The 21,467-nt window shown below is 27.9% G+C and carries 19 protein-coding genes; 16 read left to right on the top strand and 3 right to left on the bottom strand.

Translation table 11 applies throughout. The annotated features are described in order from the left end of the window. Positions 1-179: 179 nt before the first annotated feature. Positions 180-1,157: an IS110 family RNA-guided transposase gene (locus AC1QSP_RS04975; RefSeq protein WP_484080051.1), complete on the top strand. Its 978-nt coding sequence runs from the start codon at positions 180-182 to the stop codon at positions 1,155-1,157. A 44-nt stretch (positions 1,158-1,201) separates the two neighbouring features. On the opposite strand, the gene AC1QSP_RS04970 is transcribed toward AC1QSP_RS04975, so the two are convergent. Both AC1QSP_RS04970 and AC1QSP_RS04965 read right to left on the bottom strand, forming a co-directional pair. Beyond that, positions 1,202-2,053: a S1 family peptidase gene (locus AC1QSP_RS04970; protein ID WP_484080050.1), complete on the bottom strand. Its 852-nt coding sequence runs from the start codon at positions 2,051-2,053 to the stop codon at positions 1,202-1,204. Between the two features lie 221 nt (positions 2,054-2,274). Continuing rightward, positions 2,275-4,077 carry a hypothetical protein gene (locus tag AC1QSP_RS04965; protein WP_484080049.1) on the bottom strand — a complete coding sequence of 601 codons (1,803 nt, stop codon included), beginning with the start codon at positions 4,075-4,077 and terminating at the stop codon, positions 2,275-2,277. Positions 4,078-4,537: 460 nt separating this feature from the next. Here AC1QSP_RS04965 and AC1QSP_RS04960 point away from each other — a divergent pair, with 460 nt between their 5' ends. After that, positions 4,538-5,515, top strand: coding sequence for an IS110 family RNA-guided transposase (locus AC1QSP_RS04960; RefSeq protein WP_484080048.1), 978 nt, complete (start codon positions 4,538-4,540; stop codon positions 5,513-5,515). A gap of 230 nt (positions 5,516-5,745) precedes the next feature. Here the strand turns inward: AC1QSP_RS04960 and AC1QSP_RS04955 are convergent, their stop codons facing one another. Beyond that, positions 5,746-6,951, bottom strand: coding sequence for an IS256 family transposase (locus tag AC1QSP_RS04955; protein ID WP_225539945.1), 1,206 nt, complete (start codon positions 6,949-6,951; stop codon positions 5,746-5,748). Positions 6,952-7,036: 85 nt separating this feature from the next. Here AC1QSP_RS04955 and AC1QSP_RS04950 point away from each other — a divergent pair, with 85 nt between their 5' ends. The 14 genes from AC1QSP_RS04950 to AC1QSP_RS04885 all read left to right on the top strand — a co-directional run bounded on the left by AC1QSP_RS04950 (position 7,037) and on the right by AC1QSP_RS04885 (position 21,466). Beyond that, complete coding sequence (locus AC1QSP_RS04950) at positions 7,037-7,993, top strand: helix-turn-helix domain-containing protein (RefSeq protein ID WP_484080047.1); 957 nt, start codon at positions 7,037-7,039, stop codon at positions 7,991-7,993. 124 nt (positions 7,994-8,117) lie between these two features. Next, a complete protein-coding gene (locus AC1QSP_RS04945) occupies positions 8,118-8,873 on the top strand; it encodes a hypothetical protein (RefSeq protein WP_484080046.1) in 756 nt (251 codons plus the stop codon). Then, positions 8,870-9,286 (top strand): DUF5675 family protein, encoded by a 417-nt coding sequence (locus AC1QSP_RS04940; protein WP_484080045.1) that lies wholly within the window; start codon positions 8,870-8,872, stop codon positions 9,284-9,286. Before AC1QSP_RS04945 ends, AC1QSP_RS04940 begins: the two co-directional genes overlap by 4 nt. Next, positions 9,273-9,494, top strand: coding sequence for a hypothetical protein (locus tag AC1QSP_RS04935; protein ID WP_322969465.1), 222 nt, complete (start codon positions 9,273-9,275; stop codon positions 9,492-9,494). Before AC1QSP_RS04940 ends, AC1QSP_RS04935 begins: the two co-directional genes overlap by 14 nt. Beyond that, complete coding sequence (locus tag AC1QSP_RS04930) at positions 9,484-9,657, top strand: hypothetical protein (RefSeq protein ID WP_484080044.1); 174 nt, start codon at positions 9,484-9,486, stop codon at positions 9,655-9,657. The genes AC1QSP_RS04935 and AC1QSP_RS04930 overlap by 11 nt, the downstream gene beginning before the upstream one ends. Positions 9,658-10,215: 558 nt before the next feature. Further along, positions 10,216-11,586, top strand: a complete 1,371-nt coding sequence (locus tag AC1QSP_RS04925; protein ID WP_484080043.1) for a hypothetical protein — start codon at positions 10,216-10,218, stop codon at positions 11,584-11,586. Between the two features lie 4 nt (positions 11,587-11,590). Continuing rightward, positions 11,591-11,986 carry a hypothetical protein gene (locus AC1QSP_RS04920; protein WP_484080042.1) on the top strand — a complete coding sequence of 132 codons (396 nt, stop codon included), beginning with the start codon at positions 11,591-11,593 and terminating at the stop codon, positions 11,984-11,986. A gap of 2 nt (positions 11,987-11,988) precedes the next feature. Further along, a complete protein-coding gene (locus AC1QSP_RS04915) occupies positions 11,989-13,506 on the top strand; it encodes a hypothetical protein (RefSeq protein WP_484080041.1) in 1,518 nt (505 codons plus the stop codon). 1 nt (position 13,507) lies between these two features. Further along, positions 13,508-16,873, top strand: coding sequence for a hypothetical protein (locus tag AC1QSP_RS04910; RefSeq protein WP_484080040.1), 3,366 nt, complete (start codon positions 13,508-13,510; stop codon positions 16,871-16,873). Continuing rightward, positions 16,863-17,987, top strand: coding sequence for a hypothetical protein (locus AC1QSP_RS04905; RefSeq protein ID WP_484080039.1), 1,125 nt, complete (start codon positions 16,863-16,865; stop codon positions 17,985-17,987). The genes AC1QSP_RS04910 and AC1QSP_RS04905 overlap by 11 nt, the downstream gene beginning before the upstream one ends. Beyond that, on the top strand, positions 17,980-19,632 hold the full coding sequence (locus AC1QSP_RS04900; protein ID WP_484080038.1) for a hypothetical protein: 1,653 nt from the start codon (positions 17,980-17,982) through the stop codon (positions 19,630-19,632). Before AC1QSP_RS04905 ends, AC1QSP_RS04900 begins: the two co-directional genes overlap by 8 nt. After that, positions 19,625-20,347 carry a hypothetical protein gene (locus AC1QSP_RS04895; RefSeq protein WP_484080037.1) on the top strand — a complete coding sequence of 241 codons (723 nt, stop codon included), beginning with the start codon at positions 19,625-19,627 and terminating at the stop codon, positions 20,345-20,347. Before AC1QSP_RS04900 ends, AC1QSP_RS04895 begins: the two co-directional genes overlap by 8 nt. Continuing rightward, the gene (locus AC1QSP_RS04890; RefSeq protein ID WP_484080036.1) at positions 20,340-20,912 is read left to right on the top strand and encodes a retropepsin-like aspartic protease family protein; all 573 of its coding nucleotides are present in this window, start codon (positions 20,340-20,342) and stop codon (positions 20,910-20,912) included. The genes AC1QSP_RS04895 and AC1QSP_RS04890 overlap by 8 nt, the downstream gene beginning before the upstream one ends. Next, positions 20,912-21,466: a thermonuclease family protein gene (locus AC1QSP_RS04885; protein ID WP_484080035.1), complete on the top strand. Its 555-nt coding sequence runs from the start codon at positions 20,912-20,914 to the stop codon at positions 21,464-21,466. The genes AC1QSP_RS04890 and AC1QSP_RS04885 overlap by 1 nt, the downstream gene beginning before the upstream one ends. The last annotated feature ends 1 nt before the right edge of the window (position 21,467 follow it).

Raw genomic sequence — 21,467 nt, 5'->3', positions numbered from 1 at the left:
GAACTAAATGAGCAGATTAAGATCGTAAATACTATTAAGCATAAAGCTTCACTAACATGATAATCCCTGCTCATTTCTTGCCAAAAACCGTACAGTTTATTTGAACAAAAAGTTCGTGCTAGGATAGTAGGTTTCATTGCAAGATTAGTTCTCTCCTATAGAAATTAAATATAGAACAAATGAATGAAAAAATCAACTATTGTGGTATTGATGTATCAAATGAAACGTTAGATCTTTATTTTAAAAATAAGGAAGGAATAGAACAACATTTACAAGTTTCCAATACGTTAACTGGATTTAGAAAACTTCTAAAAGAAGCAGGAAATAATACACATTTCGTAATGGAGGCAACAGGAGTTTATCATTTGAATTTAATATTCTTTTTGAATGAAAAAAAATGTTGTTTTAGTGTTGCAAACGCGCTTCAAATCAAGCGTTATATTCAGATGCATTTAGAACGTAATAAATCGGATAAAAAAGATGCGAAAAGGATTTATGAATATGGCTGTGATCGGGAACCAGAAAAATACACAATGCCCGATTCATCGTACTTTGAATGTCGCTCGTTAAATAATTCGATCCATGATTTAACTAAGGAAATCACAAAATTTAGTAATCAAATTCATAGTCTAAAGAAGTGTCCATTTAATGCAAAAAAGATAGAAAAAAGCTTCCTTAAGATCATCAAATTATTAAAAGAAGAGAAGTCGAAATTAGAGCTTGAATTGCATACCAAATTGGTAGAATGGGATGAAGAAACACTCCACTTAATAAGCAGTGTGAAAGGAATAGGAAAGCGATCAGCAGCAGAATTAATGGTTTATACGCAAAGTTTTAAAGACATGGAATCGTATAAACAATTAATCTCTTATGCAGGATTAAGTCCGACCGAATATCGAAGTGGAAGTAGTATTCGAGGTCGAGTACGAATATGTAAACAAGGAGGTAAACAACTAAGAAATATGTTGTATATGTGTGCCTTGAATGCCAAGAAAAGTAATGGCTATTGTCGCGCATTATATGATCGATTAGTAGAGAAAGGAAAAAACAAAAAAGCAGCGTTAATCGCAGTGTGCAATAAGCTGCTTAAATTAGTATTTGGAGTGGTAAAAAATAAAACATTTTACCATGAAAATTTTGTTGTAAAAATTGCTTAAAAAACTTGTTTTTTTACACAGTTCATGTTATCTGCTGACTTAATTTAAAATTTCTTAAAATTATAATTTATAGATTGATTAGAATTATATTGTGGTGCTTTTTTAAACTTTTCGTATACTTCAATAGTTTCTAAAATATGATCGACTGGTTCTACAATTGATAGTCCAGTGTTGTCTTCAAAAATTATTCTTGGTCTTTTAGTCTGAAGACTAACTGCCGTATCTTGATAAGGAATATATGATTTTATAATACCAATTAATGCAGCTTTATTATTAACTTTAGTTCCTTCAATATTAATAACTTCAGGTTTCAAAATTACTGGTCCTCCACTATTACCAGGAAATACTAATGCATCTACAATGTAATCAGATTTGCGATTCTCGAACATATCTCTAATTCTAGCAATACAACCACCTCTCAAAATAACGTGTTGTCTATCAGTACCAATTAATCCCATAGGAAATCCTAAGATAAAAACACCATCACCTTCTGTTGTTTCAATATCAATTAAATCGTTTTTTGTGAAACAATGATTATCTGATTGAAAAAAAGAAAATTTCATATCTTCTTTTTGTAATAATTGTGCATTTATTGTAATAATAGCAATATCAACATTAGAGTCAGGGTGTTCAAATCTATTACTATTATTAAGTTTTATTGAATAATCTTTTGCTGGCTTATTATCTTGAGGATTAAATCGTATAATTATATCATTTAAATTTTCAATAACGTGTTTGTTTGTAACTAAAAATATCTCATAATTACTTTTTTCTTCATCAATTTTACTTTTTAAATTTCCATATAGGAATCCTGTACCTATCCATTTCTTTTCAGTTTTATTAGATATTCCGATTCCTACTACACAGTCAAGAAAAAAAGGAGGTATTAGTGCCATTTTAGAGTTTTTAAGTTTGCAGATAACGGGCCGCGGCTTTGCGATAGTGACGGATTAGAAAGCCTAAACTTTCAATTTAGTACTAACTTGAGCAACGGCTTTTTTATATTTACTAAAATAAGAAAAAAGGAAATATAAAAAGCTGTTGCGGATAAAAATGCACGACTATCTAAATTCCCCTTTACCCGCCATTTCGCAAAACCGATGTTAGCTGATGTAATTTAAGGTTTACAGTAGATTGTTACTTCTGTGCTTAATTCTTGACAACTTGATATTAATGATGATACAAACCATAAAATTTGTATAGTTTCATTTCTTTCTGCAAAGTAAATGCCATTTGCTAAATTATCTAAATATGTTTCAAGAGCAGATTTAGAAATAAAGTCTATAACAAGTATAACTTGTTTTCTAAGATAAGGGTTATTAATAGTTTCTTTAAATTGATTAATTATCTCATTAGAATTTTGACCTTTTCTAATTCTTTTTATTGATGTATTAACACTGCTTGAACTATTGTAATTAGAGTCCCAAATACCTCTTTTTGTTTCAAGTTGAAAATCTTGAGGTGTTAAATTACCTAAGTTTTTTTGAGCTTGACCAACAATGTCTTGAAAAGCCGATGCAGAGGCGTTAGATGTTTTATGCTTCGAATGTATAAAAGTAACTATATTATCAGTTAATCCAATATGATCTGCCCATTCTTTTGATAAATCATCACATATAAAGTAATCAAATTGATTTTGAAAATTATCTTCTACAAACCTAAATATTGAATTATTTTCAAATAATGTAGATGTGGATAAGAAATTGCCTTTTTCAGAAGTGACATTATTCAAATCAATATGCGTTTGAAATATTTTTAAAAAATTAGGTATGTTGCCTAGTAATCTACTGTCTTTAAATAATTTTCTGTTTGAATATGCTAAATCAATATTATCAAAATTAATGATAAATGAATTTTTTCCATTTATGTATTCTGTTATTGAAACTTCATTCCCATTGTCATGAATAATTTTTACATTTTTCAATTTTTGTGAACGTACGGTGATAGATTTATCATTAAGTCTTATTTCTAAATCTTTACTAGTTGTATTAACTATTTCATATACACCATTATTGAAAACTACTTTGCAAAGACGTTCAAACTTACTTAAAAAGCTGTTTAGATTTATTTCTTTATCAAAAAATTCTCCATTTTCTAGAGTAAGTCTAATTATAACTTTATTTATTAATCCTTGTTCAAAATCTGAGTAAATATTGCTAAAATTAAATAGAATGGAAATAGGAACTAAAGTGTTTTTAAGTGATTCATAATCTTGTGGCTCAGCAAAAATGGATAAAAATGTATTAGTGTTAATGTGATTTTTAATTTGTTGAACAAGATTCTTAGACCATATACAAAAGTTTTCTATAGAATTTTTTTTACCGAATTTATTTATTCTCGATGAATTAAGCATCAGTGATGTTTTTTCATCATTATTTTTTAAACGTAAGGAGTTTAATAGATAGTTATTGGCCCCAAGTGCAGAAAAGTTTTCTTTCAAATCAATTGCTTCCACAGTTTTTTCTCTAACTGCTTTATCAGATACATTAAGATTTTTAAGTGAAAATTTTTCAAAACTAGTATCGTCATTAACAAATAATGTTGATAAAACTGAATAATCAAGTGGTTTAAATAATTTAATGAAATCCTGAAGTTTACTTATGTTTTTTTTGCTAATTACTATAAAATTTTCTATCTCGACAATTAGTAAATAGGCAATCTTTTCTTCTTCCCAATGAATTAATTCTTCTTCTATAAACGTCGGTTTTGTAGTGTACTTAAAAACACAAATTGAATAATGAATATCTCCATTTAATTGTAAACGTATTGAATTTAATAAGTAGTTTCCTGTTTTGACAGATGATACAGTTCTGAAAACTTCTGTTATCCTATTATTAGATATTTGTACATTATCACAATTTTCATAAAAATATGCATTTTCATTAATTAAAATGTTTTCAATTTTTTCTTGAATTGTCATAGAGTTCGTGGTTAATTATATCAGCTAACGAGCCGGGTATTTGCGAAAGCGTTAGCTTCGGCGAAGCCAACTAAGGGAGAGAACTTCAACGAGAGTTGAATTCCGTCCGTTCAAGCAAATGGCGCCGGCTATGAAACTAAATTAGATTAAAGTTTTTAGATAAGCAATTTAGCGAGTGGAAAATAATGACATAAAAGTTAGCCTTCAGCCCGTTTTTTGCAAATACGATCCTATGTTTGTAATTGATTATATTTAAGATATATAGTAACAAAAAAAAGAAAGAACTCAATGGGCAGATTAAGATCGTAAATACTATTAAGCATAAAGCTTCGCTAACATGATAATCCCTGCTCATTTCTTGCCAAAAACCGTACAGTTTATTTGAACAAAAAGTTCGTGCTAGGATAGTAGGTTTCATTGCAAGATTAGTTCTCTCCTATAGAAATTAAATATAGAACAAATGAATGAAAAAATCAACTATTGTGGTATTGATGTATCAAATGAAACGTTAGATCTTTATTTTAAAAATAAGGAAGGAATAGAACAACATTTACAAGTTTCCAATACGTTAACTGGATTTAGAAAACTTCTAAAAGAAGCAGGAAATAATACACATTTCGTAATGGAAGCAACAGGAGTTTATCATTTGAATTTAATATTTTTTTTGAATGAAAAAAAATGTTGTTTTAGTGTTGTAAATGCGCTTCAAATCAAGCGTTATATTCAGATGCATTTAGAACGTAATAAATCGGATAAAAAAGATGCGAAAAGGATTTATGAATATGGCTGTGATCGTGAACCAGAAAAATACACAATGCCCGATTCATCGTACTTTGAATGTCGCTCGTTAAATAATTCGATCCATGATTTAACTAAGGAAATCACGAAATTTAGCAATCAAATTCATAGTCTAAAGAAGTGTCCATTTAATGCAAAAAAGATAGAAAAAAGCTTCCTTAAGATCATCAAATTATTAAAAGAAGAGAAGTCGAAATTAGAGCTTGAATTGCATACCAAATTGGTAGAATGGGATGAAGAAACACTCCACTTAATAAGCAGTGTGAAAGGAATAGGAAAGCGATCAGCAGCAGAAATAATGGTTTATACGCAAAGTTTTAAAGACATGGAATCGTATAAACAATTAATCTCTTATGCAGGATTAAGTCCGACCGAATATCGAAGTGGAAGTAGTATTCGAGGTCGAGTACGAATATGTAAACAAGGAGGTAAACAACTAAGAAATATGTTGTATATGTGTGCCTTGAATGCTAAGAAAAGTAATGGTTATTGTCGTGCATTATATGATCGATTAGTAGAAAAAGGAAAAAACAAAAAAGCAGCGTTAATCGCAGTATGCAATAAGCTGCTTAAATTAGTATTTGGAGTGGTAAAAAATAAAACATTTTACCATGAAAATTTTGTTGTAAAAATTGATTAAAAAACTTGTTTTTTTACACAGTTCATGTTAGCTGATGTTTTTATTGATTACAGCTTGGTTGTAAAATAGTTTCAGATGCTTTAGTTAAGTAAAATATACTTTCTGATTTATATATTTTATTGCTTTTACAAAATTTAAAAGTAAAATAAGGAGTTTTAAAATCTGGAGTATTAATTTCAAGACACTGTCCAAAATTTTGTGTAAACATATTTCAGATGGGTTTGACTATTTTATAGTTGAACCCTTTTTTCAAATATAGCTAAAAATTGATTTAAAATTAATCCCCAGTTTTGAATTGGTTTTGTCCATTTTTTGGATATCTGCATTAAGGATAAATATACCGATTTTTTAAGCGCATCATCCGTTGGGAAAACCATCTTATTTTTAGTGTATTTACGGACTTTTCCATTTAGATTTTCAATTAAATTAGTGGTATATATAATTTTTCTAATTTCTACCGGAAAGTCAAAAAATACGGTTAATTCGTCCCAATTCTTTCTCCAAGATTGTATTGCATAAGGATATTTTTGATTCCATTTTTCTGCAAAACGATCTAATTCATGCGCCGCCATTTCTCTGCTTGTCGCATTATAAATTAATTTCATATCCGAAGTAAACTCTTTTTTATCTTTCCACACCACATATCGAGCTGAATTTCTGATCTGATGAACTACGCAAATTTGCGTGTTTGTTTGAGGGAAAATATTGCTAATTGCTTGTGTAAAACCATGCAAATTATCGGTTACAGAAACCAAAATATCTTCCACACCACGAACTTTTAAATCTGTCATTACACCTTGCCAAAAAGCAGCAGACTCGTTCTCTCCAAGCCACATTCCAAGGATTTCTTTGTATCCTTCACGGTTTAGACCAACGGCTAAATAAATAGTCTTATTTATCACTTTTCCGGCTTGTCGAACTTTAAAAACGATACCATCCATCCAAACAATGCAATAAACCGATTCTAATGGACGGTTTTGCCAATCTAATACTTGCTGATTCACTTTATCGGTGATGATAGATATCGCAGAAGTAGAGAGTTTATAACCATATAATTCGTAAAGTTCCGATTCGATATCCGATACACTCAGACCTTTAGCGTATAGCGATATCACCATATTTTCGACTGAAACTGATTTGGATTGATGCTTTGGAACAATTATAGGCTCAAAACTACCCTCTCGATCACGTGGAACTTCTATTGTAGATTCTCCGTATTCGCTTTTTATACGTTTGGAAGTAGTCCCATTTCGTGAATTAGAATTATCACTTTTTTCATTTTTTGAATAGCCTAAATGTGCTTCAAGCTCGCCATGGAGCATGGCTTCTAATAATTCTGAATGGAGTTCTTTTAGTAATTTACTAAGGTCTTCTTGCGTTTTAACGCCTTCTAATAAACCTTGATCTTTGATCATTTTGCCGACAGATTTCTTCATAACAAACTGTGTTTTATAAATGTAATTAAAAAAAAAATAAAGGTGAGTTATAATAACCCACCCTATTTTATGTTTACACAGTTTTTTGGATACTGCCATCAGTTATTTCGAATGGGCCAGAGCAATCGATCAATTTTATAGCCTTAATTATCAAACATCAATTCAGCAACTTAAAACCTTAGAAAATATTTTTATTGAAAGAGATGACTTTAATACGTTGGCATCTTTATATGAATATTTAGGATTATCCTATCACAAATTAAATCAAAACGATAGTACGATCTTTTATCTTAATAAAGTAGATAGCATTTTTAATATCCATCCCAACATAGATGTTGATTATAGAAATTGTGTAGATGTCTTATATAAAATTCAAAGTACTAATCGTGATGTAAATAATCAAGATTATTATATCAATCAATTATTGAAATTCGATAAAATCAATCATGATAGAATTTCCATGTTGCCTCATAAAGCGTTACAAATCACTAATTCCAATAAAAATTTAAACCATACGAAAAATATGATGAGATACATCGGTATATCACTTGCTGCAACAAGTTTATTGTGTATCGGAATGAATAAAAGAGGAAAATATAGAAAGTTATTAGCCTCAAAGAAAATAAATTCAAAAGTGAAATTAAATCAATTGAAAGAATCAAGCATTAATCCATCAATTATACACGAGATTGAAATGAAACTTGAAAAATTTGAAAATAATCATGGATATTTAAAGGATAACATTTCTTTAAAATCGCTTGCAGCTGATTTAAACACGAATTCTTTATACTTATCTTATGTCATAAATAAACAAAAGAAATCAAATTTTAATACATATATCAACACGCTAAGAATTAACTATCTATTAAATCAATTAGAAAAAAATCCAAAATACTTGAATTATTCTTTAAAAGGTTTAGCACAAGAAATTGGATTTAAAACTGCAAGACATTTTACAGAACAGTTTTATAGAGTCACAAGTCAAAAACCTTTAGAATACATCAAAAATAAATATAATACAAATGATAAATCATGTAATTAAATGTATTTTTTGTCATATAATGGTCTGAAAATGACATGACTATTGTGATTTAATTTTGGCTTTTTAAACTTTGTACAACCATTGCGCAATGGAATTTTTAATGTTAAACTTTAAATTCCAAATTATGGCTAAACAAAAAGGATTTCTAAAACTAAGAGGTTCTATTGGAGATATGAACTTCTACAAGTCAAAAGATGGTTATATGGTTCGTGAAAAGTCATCATTGGACCGTAATACAATTTTAAGTGATCCACGTTTTCAAAGAACACGTGAAAACATGGAAGAATTTAAAAATGCAGGAGTGGCTGGAAAATTACTTCGTAATGCGTTTAATGCCTTAACAAAAAATGCAAAGGATAGTCGTTTAACTTCTCGTTTAACGAAAGTCATGCACATGTGCTTAAAAGAGGACTCAACAAGTCCGAGAGGTCAAAGAAATGTTCACCTAGGAAATCAACTATTATTAAAAGGGTTTGATTTCAATGCAGGGGGGATTTGGGCAAAATCGGTATTAATTCAAATTCAATCCAACATTGATCGTTCTTCTGGATTAACATCCATTACGTTTCCAGAATATAACGCATTAGATTTAATCATCGCACCTCAAGGTGCTACTCATTATCGATTTATCGCTTCTGCAACTGAAATTGATTTTCAAAATAATACCTACAATACCAAAACATCATATTCTGATGAGTTAGAATATAATGAAATTGTAGTTCCAACATTTACATTAGAAAATGAAATTAACGCCAATTCTGATGCTACAATTGCATTAGCTGTAGCAATTGAATTTTATCAAGAGGTCAATACTGTGCTGTATCCTTTAAAAAATGGAAGTTTCAATTGTGCTAACTTATTTGATATTCAGTTACCATGATAAAACTTGAATTAATTAGAAAGTATAATCCAAAGGGTACAAATGGCATATTAATGTTCGAGAAGCAAATAATTTGTCAAACGATTGAATTACCATGGAAGAATAATGAAAAAAATATATCATGTATTCCTGAAGGGTGTTATCAAATCGTGAAAAGATTTTCTAGTCGATTTAAAAATCATTTTTGGATTAAAAATGTACCCAACAGATCATTGATATTAATTCATCCTGCAAATAATGCAATTAAAGAATTACAAGGATGTATTGCTCCAGTATTAAAAACAATTAATCATGGAGTAGGTGAGTATTCAAGAAAAGCCTTTGAAAAATTATCAAATGTTTTAAATCCAATTCTTGAATCTAATCAAATCGTATTTATTCATATTAAAAATAGTCAAAATGAATCTATATAATCGGTTCAAAGCTCCAACACCTAAACTTTTTAGAAACTTAAGAAATATAGGTCTTACAATGGCTACAATTGGAGGAGTTATACTTTCTGCTCCTGTGGTATTACCCGCTACAATTATCACAATTGGGGGATACATTACAGTGGCAGGTGGCGTGATCTCCGCAATAAGTCAATTAACAGTTGATGATCATGCAACCAATGATGAATAATAATGATTCATCATTAATGTTCGGTACAGTTGGAGGTACGATTTCAAGCATGTATGCATCTATACAATGGTCCGAATTTGCATATACAATTATTATGGCAATTGTAGGAGCTATATGCAGTTATTTGACATCTTATTATATGCAAAAGTTAAATAAATATTAGCCGTTTTAAGAAAATATTTATAACTTATAAGATGACTTACGAAGGTTAATAGTAGGATTCTAAAAATTCACTGATATGAGAAATGATCTTAAGAGAATTGTTATTTACCCAAAGGATGTATCTATACTAACTGGTAAAGGATACAGACAAAGTCTTAGACTTTTAAAAAATGCAAAGCATAAGCTAGGGAAAGATGAACATGATTTTCTTACGTTCGATGAATTTTTAACGGTGTATAAAATTAAATCCTAGTATTCCTGAAGGCCTCCACTCGTGGAGGCCTTTTATTTTCACAACAACTTAATGATTATAAAATCGTAGCTTCATATTAAAACAATAGAATAATTGAGTAAATTATGGATTTCCGTAAATCATTTATTTTAAAATAATTTATATTTGTATTTTTAGTATATTGTAATATTTGTTAAAAATATAATAATGAAGATTTTAAATAAAATAAATTCAATATTGATAGTTGTTTTTTGTTTGGTAATTTTAGGGTTGTTTAGTTTGAATAGCTGTAATAATGATTCTTTTAAAATAGAGTTACTTCGTACAATGAGAGAGGATAGGTTCATTGATTCAGATGAATGTGGTCATCTGAAAGAATTTATTAAAAGTGATGAGAGAAAATATAGCCATTTATTTGTTAATAATATGTTGGATGAAAAACTATTTAATGAGTTTTTAGCAAATTATTTACAAAATGAATTAAAAGGATATAGCGACGTAAAAATAGCATGTCAGAAGCAAGAAAAAACGACGGTTAATATTTATATCGAAAATTCGGGAAGTATGGATGGTTACATCAATGGTAACACAATTTATAAATCGAATTTATCGGATTTAATTGTTCAAACAAGAGGTGTTTTTGGTATTGGCAATACAAATACATTTTTTGTTAACTCTAATGCTTATCAATCGAATTCAGAAGATATTAAAAATTTTATTTCTAAAATCAGTGCGAATAATACAGAATATAAGCAAGGAAATACATCCACTTCTGAATTAAATGAAACATTAAAATTAATCTTGTCAAAATCAAATGCTAATAATATTTCTATTTTATTATCAGATTTTATTTACTCTTTAGATAAAAATCAAAATACGCAAGACGGATTAGGGATTGGAAAATCATTAACAAAAGATGCATTCTTACAACATTTAAATAAACATCCTGTTTCAACATTGATTTTAAAATTCAATTCTGATTTTAATGGTCGTTATTATACAGCAAATAATGTGGTAATAAATTATAACGGGAAAAGACCTTATTATGTATTAGCAATCGGTAATGACGAGATTTTGAGAAACTTTATGAAGCAAATTCAGCTGAGTAACTTAAAAGGATTTGAGAACAGTTACTATATTTCTAATTCAGGTAGTTTTAAGCCAGTTTACGAAGTTTTTGATGCAAAAACGAATATTGGAACTTTTCGTATAGATCGAGAATCTACAAAAGATCAAATTATGCTAAATCAAGTAAAGATGGATAATGGAATTTTTCAATTTACTGTTGCTGTTGATTTTTCTGATGTACCTGATCAAAAAATTGTTTTGGATCCAACGAATTATAATATCGTAGGTGATTTTAAAATTAATGCTATAACTCCAAGAACAGATCGTTTTATTAATGAAAACTTTTCATCAGGCATTGCCAATAAAGTTAAGCAATCTAAAGCTACTCATTTTATTACAGTAGAATCAACACAATCAAATTTTGATAAAAAGCTTTCGATTCAATTGACGAATAAAAAACCGAATTGGGTGGTTAAATCATCAACTGAAAATGATTCGAATATTTCATCCAATGCATTAACAACATTTGGATTCAATTATTTCGTTGATGGTATTTACGAAGCTTACAATCTTAAAAATAATAATACAAACAACGACTTCTTAAGTTTGAATTTTACTCTAAATAAATAATACTATGTTTAATGAATTTTTTGCGTCTATTTATGAGACGTTTACGTATTCGAATGAATTTTCAGGAGATTTATATAACGAGAACATTTATCAAATTCTAGGATTTGTTCTATTGTTTACGTGTATTCTAGTTCCATTTTTATATTATAAAGTTATTGATAAAGTCCATTTGGCTAAATTGTTTATATGGGTAGTTGTTGTATTGATTCCTGTTTTGTTCAATTTTGCATTTGCATACAGTTATCCTAACAATCTTTTTGTTGGTTTAGGAATAGAATATGATTCGAATGACTATTTGTCATTAGCTACAGTTAATGCGGTTTTCGCATTAGTTCTTACGTTAATCTTTTCTATAATTTTCAAAAATTTCAGTACAAATACAAAGAAAATTCCTTTTTAATTATGCCTAAACTATATATTTTCGGAATCGGAGGAACGGGTTCTAGAACAATTAAATCTTTAGCAATGCTTTTAGCTTCTGGAGTAAAAACAAATTACGAAATCGTCCCAATCATTATCGATCCAGATAAATCAGCTGCAGATGTAAATCGTACAGTTAAAATCTTAAATAATTATTCAAATATCCATAATAAAATCAGTACAAGTGAGCAGAATACGTTCTTTAAGAATAAAATCAGTACACTTGGAAGTATTATTAATGATAAGCACGGTCGTGTAATTTCGGATCAATATGTTATTAATTTAGAAGGTTTAAATGGTGATAACTTTAGAAATTTTATTAATTTTTCAACTTTAGATGCTAATAATTCAGATTTGACTTCTTTATTATTTTCTGAACAAAATTTAGATTTAAACTTAAAGGTTGGATTTAAGGGAAATCCAAATATAGGAAGTGTAGTTTTGAATAGTTTTACGAAGTCTCAAACCTTCCGATATTTTGCTGATTCATTTGAAGAAGATGATCGAATTTTTATTATCAGTTCTATTTTTGGTGGAACAGGAGCTGCAGGTTTTCCATTATTACTAAAAAATTTAAGAGAAGGAAATATTGGTGGTAAACATCATCAACAAATTAAAAATGCAGTTATTGGAGCTATATCTGTTTTGCCTTATTTTAAATTGAATACGGATGAGAATTCAGTAATTGATAGCCATACCTTTAATTCAAAAGCAAAATCTGCTTTACATTATTATTATAAAAATATTTCAGGAAATCAAGCATTAAATTCGATGTATTACATCGGTGATAATGCGGATAACTTGTACAAAAATAGCGAAGGTGGACAAACACAGAGGAATGATGCTCATTTTGTAGAGTTAGCTGCAGCTTTGTCAATCATTGATTTTGCAAATGACGAGAACTTGTATACAATAAATGGGAAAGCTGAAAATCCGAAATACAAAGAATTTGGGGTTAAAGAAGATGTGAATACATTAAACTTTAAACATCTTCATGAATCTACCCAATTTATCGTTAAGAAGAATCTAACTAAACTTTTCTATTTTAACTTATTCTGTAATGATGTTTTAAAAGATAAATTGGACCAACGTTTTGCAAGTGATGGAACATATCGTATTGATAGCAATTTCTTAAATCAAACATTTTATACAAGCTTAACTGAATTCTTTAAATCATTCAGAGTTTGGTTAGGAGAATTAAGTAGAAATCAGGTTTCATTTAAACCATTTATCATAGATTATCTTACAGATGATGAAACAAAAGAAATTACAGATATTAAATATGATAACTCTAATATTTACAACTTAGTAAATGGAGTGGACGCTAAGAATTCAGGTATCTTTTCAAAATTAATGAGCTCAAAAAATTATGATTTTTACGTTCAAAAATTAAATGAAATTGATAAAAACAATTCAGCTAATTTCACTTCAATAGAAACAAAATTTGTAGAATTATTTTCTCAAGGAACAGAAGAATTAATAAAAGAAAAATTATTCTAAAATGGCAAAAGTATTTAGATTAACATCAGGTCAAGGTTTAGAACATTGGGCTGATTCGCAGGTGTTAGATAGTACAGTTATCGAATCGATTTCTACAAAAGATGGAGATAACACAAGAAAAGAACCAACATCTATTCCAAGTCCTTTTGCACGTTTAGATTTAATTAGAACAGCATTTAAAATTGTTGCAGAAAATAATGATTTAACTGGTACATCTGTTCATCATAAAATGGTTTCTGATACATTAGATTTATTGGAATTATCATTTAATTATGATAATATTCCTGGTTTAAGTATTTCGTATTGGGATAAGAAAAGTCATCTTAAATTATTAACTGAATCGAATGATCCAAAACATCGTTTATATGGTGAAACCTTGGCGTTATATTTAAGTCAAGATAATGACTCATTTAATTTTAATGAGTTTAATGGATTTTATATTTTCAAGTATAATCACCAAGTTATCGGGGGGACCTCTCCAATGACTTTATTTTTTACGTCTGCCAATAATTTATTTGAAATTACAAAAGGACTGAGAATTAATAATAATGATGTCTTATTTGATAATGATTATTGTCCACTTTTCAACCGAGATGTAGAGTTTATAAAATATTTATTTAGTTTGTTTGTTCAGCATCCATTGTTAAAAAATAAAATGGTGAGTTTCTATAATTATTTAGAAGCGACTCTAAAAAAATTAAATGAAACAAATTTTGAATTATACAACGAAATTAACTTATTCACAGAAGATAACAATTTCTTATCTAATTGTAAATCGTTAACGAATGGTGTTGGAGGACAAGATGTAGAGATTTTTGGAATTCCATTAAACAAACGAAGCGGAGAAATGCCTATTGAATCTGAGTCTGAATTTTTAATTCATTCTGATCGTTTTAAAAATTTATATCCTAATCAAAAACAACCTTTAGTATTACAAAATAACTTCAATAAATCTTTGAAATATACAAGTAGTACATTCTCTTGGGATTTAAATTTTCGTGTTCCTTATGTAGATCATAATGCTTTAGAAGAAAGATCATTACCTGGAGTTATCGTTAAATATCCTTACTTAACCGTAAGTGATTTCTTAGAACCGGTAATTTTTGAATTTGATTATGCATTAAATTCAAAAGCATTTTATAATGGAATTGCAAAGAATAATGAAAATTCTGATGTAAGTTACACTTTACCATTAACCAAAAGATTTTTTGATTTTTTTACCATTGAGGATTTAATGAATAAAAAAATCAATGGTAATCCAATGCTTGAAATTACTGCATTTTCTGCAAGTGTGGAAGTCGTACTTAGAATTCCTATAAATGAAGGAAAAGATGTAATTACATTTACTAGAAAATACGAATCTAAGGAAGCTTCTTTTGATAAAGATTTAAGACCTGATTTAGTAAATAATAAAGGTGTGATTGAAAAATTGGATGCAGCAGTAGCTATATATCCGTTTGTTAAGTCAGAGTTTATTAATGAATATAGAATAGGTTTATATAAAATGAGAGATTATAATGTGAAACTAAATTATTATAACTCTAGCAATACGCCTAATCGAATTTTAGCTTCTAAGTTAAGAGGGCAAGAATTAGTTAAATCATCATATGATCTAGTAGAAAAATCATTTGAATATATTACCATTTCACAATTTGATTATCAAAATATAATTGTGCCAAAATGGAAGATTCAAAAAGCAAAAAATGATGTATATACTTTTGCAATAGATTTTGGTACTACAAATACGCATATCGAATACCAAATAAATAATTCAGAGCCAAAAGCGTTTGAAATTGTAGATAATGATATTCAATATCAATCAACTATAGATCCAGAATTTATTAATATAGGAGATGTTTCCGATGCTTTAGATATGCATGATTCAGCTATAATAATTGAATTAATGCCGGCTTTAATCAATTTAGATTCAGATTATAATTTTCCAATTAGAACAGTATTAACTCATAAAAAAGATTTAAATAAATCTGTCCCTACATTTTCATTGATGGATTATTCAATTCCATTTGTTTATCAAAAGAAAGTTATACCGTTAGATAATGAAATTAAATCAAATTTAAAATGGAATAAACAGACAAATTTAGATGTAGAAAAATATTTAGAAGAATTAATATTATTATTAAAGAATAAAGTAGTTTTTAATAATGGAGATCTAGAAAAGACAAAAATTAGATGGTCTTATCCGTTGAGTATGTCTAAGGCTCGTTTGATTAATTTAGAAAGTGTTTTTGAAAACTTGATTGAAAAACATTTTAGTAATAATGTAGAAATTGAAAAATTTTCAGAATCTCTTGTACCATTTCAATATTTAATTAAAAAACAAGGAATTGTTTCTCTGAATAAACCTGTAGCATCGATTGATATGGGTGGAGGAACAGTTGATTTGGTAATTTATTATAAAAATGAGCCACAATTAATAACTTCTTTTAAATTAGGGGTAAATACATTATTCGGCAATGGATTTAATAAATCTAAAGAATTAAACGCATATAAAGGATTTTATGAAGAGATTATTAAATCATTAAACGATAATAATAAATCTGATTTAGAATCTATTGCTGGTAATTTATTATTTAATTCAAATGATTTTACAGACTTAGCAACGTTTGCTTTTTCACTTGAAAATAATAAAGAATTAATAGAAGAAAATATTGAAATATCATTCAATAAGATGCTTTCAGCTAGTGGAGATTTAATTATTGTTTTCTTGTTATACTATTCATCAATGATATACCATTTAGCTAAAATTATGAAGCTAAATAATCTGGAATCTCCTAATGCTATAACATTTACTGGGAATGGATCAAGAATTTTAAATGTTATTGATTCTTCCAAAAAATCTAAAATTTTATCTGAATTAACTGCACTTATTTTTGAAAAAGTTTATCAACAAGATGTTGACTCAATTAAAATTGGTAGATATGATAATCCTAAAGAAATGACTGCAAAAGGTATGATTTACGCTAGTAAGGATTATAAGATAAATGATTTAAGTTTTACTTTAATTGGGGATGTTAATAACACTACTTCAGACACGTATGAAAACGTAGAAAATTATATTAGCGATGTTGAAATAGAATTTTCAAATTTCATTGATTTATTTTTTGATTTAAATAAAGATTTTAGTTTCACGGATAATTTTGAAATTTCTCAAACTCGTTTAAATGAGTTTAAATCTTTTATTAAGTCTACATCAAAAGACGAATTATTATTAGGTATTCACGAAAGAGTTAGTGAATTAAATAATCAATTAGATACTCCTATAAATGAATCTTTATTCTTCTATCCTTTAATCGGGATTTTAAACAGTTTAGCAACTCATATAATTGAAGATGATTATGAGAAATAAATATATTATAATGTTGATGGTAGTTTTTACTACCATCAATTTATATGCTGGATTTCAAATTCCAGAAAATGAACTTAAAAATGAAATTTCCTTTTTTTTAATTGAAAAATTAAATGAAAATCAAAAAAATAATAACAAATCTGATTTAGATAATGTTTTTAAAAATTTTGACAATATCATTAATAATGATAAAAAACTGAAGATAGAATATGATGAACTTTTAAAAGAGTTTAGAAAAAAAAATAGTGAGTTCAATTTTCAAAATATAGACGACTTAAAATTAGCCTTAAGAAGTGGAAATCAGCATAGAACAATTTCGAATGAAAAGGTTGAAGTTAATAGTAATGAAAATATAGAAGATAGCTCTAAAATATGGTTAACAGCATTTATTGTATTGTTATCTTTAAATATAGCTGTAATAACTTTTTTCTTGAAGAATAAGTTTGTAGATAATAAATCTGAATTAATTAATAATTCAAAAAGTGAAATGAATCAGGATAGGGTCAATTACAAAAATTCTTTAGATGATTTAAAAATATCATTAAATCAATTTAGTGATTATCTGCATATTGATTATTCAAATAATAAAATTTCTCTTAAAGAAGGTATTGTTTTTAGTAAGAAAAATATTTCGTCTAATAAAATTATTGAGGAAACAGTTATAAAAACTGAGAAAAATAATATAAATGATAAATCAATCGATGAAATTGAATCTAATATTTCAGTTAAAAAAGAGGAATCATTACAAACAGAAAAAGCTGATAATAATAATTTTTCAGAAGATTTGAAAGCAAATATTATCAAAAAATTTTATGCTAATAAATTTAACAAAAATGGATACTTTGATAATAGTTTTTTATCGACTTTCGAATTAGATAATTCAGTTTATTTGATTGAAATTGAAGAAGGAAAAGGAACTTTTAGTTTTATTAATAGTAATTACTCAATACAAAGATCTTTAAATTCACCAGAAAACTACATCAAGCCATTTTGTGATAATCAAAATGCGTTCAATCCTAAAGCGACTAAAATTGTAACAATAGAACCTGGGATTGTAATTAGAGATGGTGATATATGGAAAGTTCAAACTAAAGCTCAAATTAAATATGAATAATTTATTTACAATAATTGAAATTGGTTTAGTTGTTTTAATCATTATTCTTCAAATCAAATACTTTAATGAAACGAGAATTGCAATTGGTAAATTAAAAAGTTTTTTACCTGCAATTAATCAACTAAATATTGAAAAGTTAAAAATATCTTCTACAGATTTAGTTAAAAGAAATCCTAAAGAAATCCTAAATAATTTTAATCATTTAAAAGAAGATGAATTTGAATTTTTAGATCCAGATTTATATAACAATGAAGATCAAATAAATCTATTCAATCAAGAGACAACAGAATTAAACTTAATCTCTCCAGACAAGAAATTTGATACTTCTTTTGATGAGGTAAAGGAATCTTTAAATGTTTATTTAATAAAAAATAAAGGAACGGTTGCTGATTTTAACTTAATAAAAGATATCATCGAACGTAATGTAGATGCAGAAGACGAATATATTTCTCAGACTATAAATACTCCATTATACTTAGGTTTAATGGGGACAATGTTAGGAATTATTTTCGGATTATTTAATTTATATTTCATACAAGGAAGTGGACAAGATATTTTTGATAAAGGTATTTCGAGTTTCTTAGTCAGTGTGGCAATAGCAATGATAGCTAGTTTTTTAGGCCTTTTGTTAACTGTAGGTAATTCTGTTTTTGGGTATAAAAATGCGCATAAAATGATAGAGAAAAACAAGAATGATCTTTATACATTGATACAAACAGAATTAATGCCTTTAATCAATCAAAGTGTTTCTTCGAGTGTCTCGACATTAAAAGATGTTTTATTAAAGTTTAATGCTGACTTTGGAACGAACTTAGGTAAATTGGATAAAATGTTTGCCAAAAATTATAAAACTGTTACTGCGCAAGCTACTATTTTAAGCTCGTTAGAATCTATCGATATCAACAATTTTGCTAAAGCAAATGTAAAAGTTCTGAAAGAGTTAAAAGAAACTGTACCAAACTTAGAAAAGTTTAATGCAGCGTTAAATTCATCTGATCGCTTAATTAACAATACAGAAAACTTAAGTAGAGAAATTAATCAAATTCTTCAAAGAACAAATGATTTTAGTTTAATAGCTCAGGGAATAGATCAACGTATTGAAGAGACGCGTACAGTAATGGAATATTTAAAAACACACATTTCTAAATTTGAATCTAATGATGAATTATTGATGAAATGGGTGATGAAAGCAGATGATTCAATGTCTCGTACTGTTACTGAATATCAAAAATTAATTGATACACAAAAAGAAGGGATTAAGCAAATGACAATGAAAGAAGCTGAATTGTTAGAAAAAGCTTTTGAAGAAAACCGTTCTTATTTTGCTAATCTAAAATATCTTGAAGATTTAAAGGATTCGAATAATCAATTAGCTGATAAATCGAATGCAATAGCTGAAATTAAGTCAGAGTTAGAAGCATTTAAGATTTTCTTTGATCGAACGAATTCTACTTTAGAAAAAAGTAATGAACTAGCTAAAGAATCTAAAATAACTTTAGAAAAAACATCTGAAACAATTCATAATTCTGCACAAGTAATAGAAAAATCTGCACGAGCAGTAGAGTCTATTCCTAATCGAATTAAAGTGGACGTTATATCGGATATTTTTAAAAACCCCTTTAAAAAGAAGAAAATAAATGGCTAAAAAAAAGGATCAGGGAATGTTCTGGGTTAGTTTCTCAGATTTAATGACCAGTTTGTTTTTTATTGTTTTAGTCTTGTTTGTCATCACCTTTATTTCTCAACAAAAACAAGTTGAAGATTTGCAGAAAAAACTTGAAGTGTATGATATGGTTGAACGCAACGTAAAACCATTAAAAGAAAATAGTAATCTTTTTAAGTATGAAGAAAATTACAAACGTTTTGTTTTAAGTTTTGATGTAAAATATACTTTAGCAAGGTATAAAATTGAGGAAGGAGATATTGATAATTTTTCATTAACTGCATCCAAAATTAAGGAAGCGGGGGTTGAATTAAAAAAAATTATTGATCAACTTGAAGTTGAAAAACGAAATAATCCTAATTTTCAAAATGTATCCTATATCGTCATTATTTCGGGTTATGCTTCAAAACTTTTAAAACCTGAATTAGATAAAGATTATGAATTAAGTTATTTAAGAGCTTTAAATCTTTGGAAATTTTGGTTGGTCAATGGGATCAATTTCGAAGACGAAAAATATAACGGATTAATCGATTTACAAATTTCTGGAAATGGTTGGGGTGGAGTAGGTCGACATCAATATACGATTGATGATATGTCGAATAAAGAGCAAATAAATCAATTTTATCATACCGAAACGAAGAATCAACGTTTCATCATTCAAATTGTACCTAAAATTACTAATCCAGAAAATGAATAAAATAGCTATATTAATAGGATGCCTTTTAATTTTTGGATGTTCAAAATCTGGAAGAAGAAATCATCATACACCGAATCATGAATCAGCTTTTGTAGAAAATAATGAAAGTGAAATATCACCTGTTGTTATTCCAGAAGTTAAAGAAATAGTCTCGAAAGAAGAATTAAAACCCATTAGAAATGAGATTGTCTTGCCTTTTGAAACAGACGGAGGAGTGAAAATTGTAAATATTAAAGTTAACAACATTCCTTTAGATTTTATTTTTGATACAGGAGCAAGTTTAATTTCTATTTCAGAGACAGAAGCAAGATTTTTAGTCAAACAAGGAACTTTGACTGAGGAGGATTTTTTAGGCGTTCAAGAATTTATTGATGCCAATGGTGATGTGTCTGAGGGTTTACTAGTCAATCTAAGAGAAATAGATATTGAAGGCTATAAATTATATAATGTAAAAGCTTCTATTGTTCAGAATGCTAATGCTCCATTGCTCTTAGGGCAATCACTTTTAGAAAAATTTGCTCAAGTTACCATTGATAATAGAAATGAAAAAATCTTATTAAAATAATGAGAATAGTTTTAATTGTCTCTCTCATATTATCGATTATTTCTTGTCAATCCAAAAGTTCTAAACGAAATAAAACTGATTATTCACAAAAAGAAAATACCCAAAATATTTCTGTTGAGAAGAATAGAAAGCCATCTTTATCTTCTGATTCCTATTTTGTGTTTAAAGTAATTGATGGTGATACTTTCTATTGTTATGATTCAAATAATAATGAATTAAAAGTTCGACTTATAGGTATTGATACTCCAGAAACAAGAAATCGTTTCAAGAAGAAGAAAGGATATTATGGTGTTGAAGCTAAAAATTATTTAACAGAATTAATTCTAAATCAATCAGTTAAATTAGAATTTGATTTAGATAAATACGATCAATACAACCGAGTATTAGCTTATGCTTACTTGGATGATAAATTTGTTAATGCAGAGTTAGTAAAGAACGGATTCGCTAGAATAATGACCATTCAGCCAAATTCAAAATACGCCGAATTATTTTATGAACTTCAAGTTAGAGCCAGAGAAAATAAAATAGGACTTTGGGCTGTAGAAGAATATTAAA

Source organism: Faecalibacter sp. (assembly GCF_057177045.1).
The sequence above is the reverse complement of the archived record's forward strand: the minus strand, read 5'-3'. Positions and strand labels throughout refer to the sequence as shown.

Coding starts and splice junctions, on each gene's coding strand:
- AC1QSP_RS04955 (WP_225539945.1), bottom strand. CDS start 6,951: ATGAAGAAATCTGTCGGCAAAATGATCAAAGATCAAGGTTTATTAGAA.
- AC1QSP_RS04920 (WP_484080042.1), top strand. CDS start 11,591: ATGTTTAATGAATTTTTTGCGTCTATTTATGAGACGTTTACGTATTCG.
- AC1QSP_RS04965 (WP_484080049.1), bottom strand. CDS start 4,077: ATGACAATTCAAGAAAAAATTGAAAACATTTTAATTAATGAAAATGCA.
- AC1QSP_RS04890 (WP_484080036.1), top strand. CDS start 20,340: ATGAATAAAATAGCTATATTAATAGGATGCCTTTTAATTTTTGGATGT.
- AC1QSP_RS04900 (WP_484080038.1), top strand. CDS start 17,980: ATGAATAATTTATTTACAATAATTGAAATTGGTTTAGTTGTTTTAATC.
- AC1QSP_RS04970 (WP_484080050.1), bottom strand. CDS start 2,053: ATGGCACTAATACCTCCTTTTTTTCTTGACTGTGTAGTAGGAATCGGA.
- AC1QSP_RS04915 (WP_484080041.1), top strand. CDS start 11,989: ATGCCTAAACTATATATTTTCGGAATCGGAGGAACGGGTTCTAGAACA.
- AC1QSP_RS04885 (WP_484080035.1), top strand. CDS start 20,912: ATGAGAATAGTTTTAATTGTCTCTCTCATATTATCGATTATTTCTTGT.
- AC1QSP_RS04945 (WP_484080046.1), top strand. CDS start 8,118: ATGGCTAAACAAAAAGGATTTCTAAAACTAAGAGGTTCTATTGGAGAT.
- AC1QSP_RS04935 (WP_322969465.1), top strand. CDS start 9,273: ATGAATCTATATAATCGGTTCAAAGCTCCAACACCTAAACTTTTTAGA.
- AC1QSP_RS04910 (WP_484080040.1), top strand. CDS start 13,508: ATGGCAAAAGTATTTAGATTAACATCAGGTCAAGGTTTAGAACATTGG.
- AC1QSP_RS04930 (WP_484080044.1), top strand. CDS start 9,484: ATGATGAATAATAATGATTCATCATTAATGTTCGGTACAGTTGGAGGT.
- AC1QSP_RS04925 (WP_484080043.1), top strand. CDS start 10,216: ATGAGAGAGGATAGGTTCATTGATTCAGATGAATGTGGTCATCTGAAA.
- AC1QSP_RS04940 (WP_484080045.1), top strand. CDS start 8,870: ATGATAAAACTTGAATTAATTAGAAAGTATAATCCAAAGGGTACAAAT.
- AC1QSP_RS04975 (WP_484080051.1), top strand. CDS start 180: ATGAATGAAAAAATCAACTATTGTGGTATTGATGTATCAAATGAAACG.
- AC1QSP_RS04960 (WP_484080048.1), top strand. CDS start 4,538: ATGAATGAAAAAATCAACTATTGTGGTATTGATGTATCAAATGAAACG.
- AC1QSP_RS04895 (WP_484080037.1), top strand. CDS start 19,625: ATGGCTAAAAAAAAGGATCAGGGAATGTTCTGGGTTAGTTTCTCAGAT.
- AC1QSP_RS04905 (WP_484080039.1), top strand. CDS start 16,863: ATGAGAAATAAATATATTATAATGTTGATGGTAGTTTTTACTACCATC.